The 1811-nt window shown below is 75.5% G+C and carries 2 protein-coding genes; both read left to right on the forward strand.

What is annotated here, in order from left to right:
- Nucleotides 1–289, forward strand: a 289-nt coding sequence (locus DY240_RS22890) for a molybdopterin dinucleotide binding domain-containing protein (RefSeq protein ID WP_325049305.1), incomplete at its 5' end; no start/stop codon positions are given.
- On the forward strand, nt 286–1737 hold the full coding sequence (locus DY240_RS22895) for an FAD-dependent oxidoreductase (protein WP_119662093.1): 1452 nt from the start codon (nt 286–288) through the stop codon (nt 1735–1737). The genes DY240_RS22890 and DY240_RS22895, both read left to right, overlap by 4 nt.
- The last annotated feature ends 74 nt before the right edge of the window (nt 1738–1811 follow it).

The raw sequence follows: 1811 nt of genomic DNA on the forward strand, positions 1-1811 counted from the left end.
CCCGGCGCTGGCCGCCGCGGTGACCGAGCCGCACGTGGAGATCCACCCCGATCTCGCCGGGCGGAGCGGACTGGCCGACGGCGACCTGGTGCGGGTGGTCAGCCGGCGCGGCGACGCCGTCGGACGGGTCCGGCTGACCACGACGATCCGGCCCGACACCGTGTTCATGCCGTTCCACTGGGGCGGCGAGCAGGCGGTGAACCGGGTGACGAACCCCGCGCTCGACCCGGTGTCGCGGATGCCGGAGTTCAAGGTCTGCGCCGTGCGGCTCGAGCGGGTGATGTCGTGACGAGGGTCGTCGTCGTGGGGCACGGTATGGCCGGCGCCCGGTTCGTGCAGGAGCTGCGCGCCCGCGACCTGTCCCGCCGGTTCGAGGTCACGGTCCTCGGCGCGGAGCAGGAGGCCGCCTACAACCGGGTGCTGCTGTCGTCGGTGCTGGCCGGCTCGCTCACGCCGGCGGAGATCGAGACGGTGCCGTCGGCCTGGTACGCCGCCGAGGACGTCGAGCTGCGCACCGGCGTCGAGGTGGCCGCGATCGATCGCCGGCACCGCCGCGTGCTGACGACGGCCGGCGAGCACGTCCCCTACGACCACCTGGTGCTCGCCACCGGCAGCCGGCCGTGGGTGCCGCCGATCGACGGGCTGGTCGGCGACGACGGCGAGCTGGACCGCGACGTCGTGGTCTTCCGCACGCTGGGCGACTGCCGGACCATGCTGTCCCGGCTGGACCGGGTGCGCTACGCGGTGGTGCTGGGCGGCGGGCTGCTCGGCCTCGAAGCGGCCCGCGGGCTGGCCGGCCGCGGCGTCGACGTCGAGGTCGTGCACCCTGCGGACCGGCTGATGGAGCGACAGCTCGACCTCGACGCCGGCCGCGTCCTGGCCCGCACGCTGCGCGAGCTGGGCGTCCGGGTGCGGCTCAATGCGCAGGCGGTCCGGTTCACCGACGGCTGGGGCGGCGGCGGGCGCGGCCTGCGGCTCGACGACGGCACCCGGCTGCCGGCCGACCTCGTGGTCGTCGCCTGCGGCGTCCGGCCGAACACCGGGCTGGCGGCGGCGGCCCGGCTGGAGGTCGGCCGGGCGATCGTCGTCGACGACACCATGACGTCGGTGACCGACCCGGCCATCCATGCCATCGGCGAGTGCGCGCAGTACGACGGCCAGGTGTACGGGCTGGTCGCGCCGGCGTGGGAGCAGGCCGCGGTGCTGGCCGACGCGCTCACCGGCGGGTCCGCGCGGTACGGTGGCTCGGCGGTCGTCACCCGGCTCAAGGCGGCCGACGTCGACCTCGCGGCGATGGGCGAGACCGACGTCGACGAGTTCGCCGACGACCTCGAGGTCCTGCGCTTCGCCGACCCGGCCCGCGGCACCTACCAGAAGGTCGTCATCCGCGACGACCGCGTCACCGGCGCGATCATGCTCGGCGGCCCGGAGACCGTCGGCACCGTCACGCAGCTGTTCGACCGCGCGGCGCCGGTGCCGGCCGACCGGCGCGCGCTGATCTTCCCCGGCGTGGTCGACGCGGGGGCCGCGCTGGACCCCGCCGACGTGCCCGACGACCACACCGTCTGCCGGTGCAACGGCGTCACGGCCGGCCGCATCCGCGCCGCCTGCGAGGCCGGCGCGGACACCGTCACCGACGTGGCCGCCACCACCCGCGCGACCACCGGCTGCGGCGGCTGCCGGTCCGACGTCGCCGCGCTGCTCGCGTCCCGATCGACCGTGGAGGTTCCCGCATGAGAAGCCCTATGTCAAGCCGGCTCCGGTTGATCTTGGTTGAGGAGTTGTTGGAGGGCGCGGTGGCGGGTGGGGTC

It is taken from the genome of Jiangella rhizosphaerae (assembly GCF_003579925.1).
Taxonomy (GTDB): domain Bacteria; phylum Actinomycetota; class Actinomycetes; order Jiangellales; family Jiangellaceae; genus Jiangella; species Jiangella rhizosphaerae.